Source organism: Oleiphilus sp. HI0123 (assembly GCF_001635315.1).
This window is the reverse complement of sequence record NZ_LWGE01000816.1, coordinates 1-519: the sequence shown is the minus strand read 5'-3', so window position 1 is coordinate 519 and position 519 is coordinate 1. Positions and strand designations below refer to the sequence as shown.

Below are 519 nucleotides of genomic sequence, written 5' to 3'. Positions count from 1 at the left end.
TAGATGAAATAAAGATGCACCAGGCAGCTCAATGTTTGGTGGGGGAGCATGACTTTAGCTCGTGGAGGGGCTGTAGGCTGCCAGTCAAGAAAGCAGGTTCGGTTGGTCGAATTTATGAATGGGGAACGCTTCGGCGATAGGTTAGTTAGGGAGATTAAGGGAAATGCAGGGGGGCATCACATGGGGGGTAACATTGCTGGTGGGGTGATGGAAATAGGGAAGCAGAGAAAACCAGTAGATTGGTGTGCCGGGGTGCTCGAAGCACGAGACCGGACTAAGGGGGGAGTGACTGCGCAGCCAAATGGTTTGTTCTTAACGCATGTCGATTACCCCTCCCATTTTGGTGTGCCTGTATCTCAAGGAGCGCCGTCGATAATTCGCTCAATGATTGCAAGTGCATCGGGAAGCATGGACAATGATGCAGATCTGTGGCGTATTTCTCATAGGCTCGACTAGTTAAGCATTGTAGTATGTATGGTCTGGCCCTGTGTTTTAGGAAGCGAGCAGCGCCTCAACTAT

Annotated in this window: 1 protein-coding gene; it reads left to right on the top strand. The window is 50.7% G+C overall.

Going from position 1 to position 519, the window contains the following annotated elements; genetic code table 11:
* The first annotated feature begins 48 nt into the window (after positions 1-48).
* The gene (locus A3761_RS07105; RefSeq protein WP_068750031.1) at positions 49-456 is read left to right on the top strand and encodes a hypothetical protein; all 408 of its coding nucleotides are present in this window, start codon (positions 49-51) and stop codon (positions 454-456) included.
* The last annotated feature ends 63 nt before the right edge of the window (positions 457-519 follow it).

Excerpts from the sequence above, each read along its gene's own strand:
- A3761_RS07105 (WP_068750031.1), top strand. The coding sequence starts at position 49 with ATGACTTTAGCTCGTGGAGGGGCTGTAGGCTGCCAGTCAAGAAAGCAG.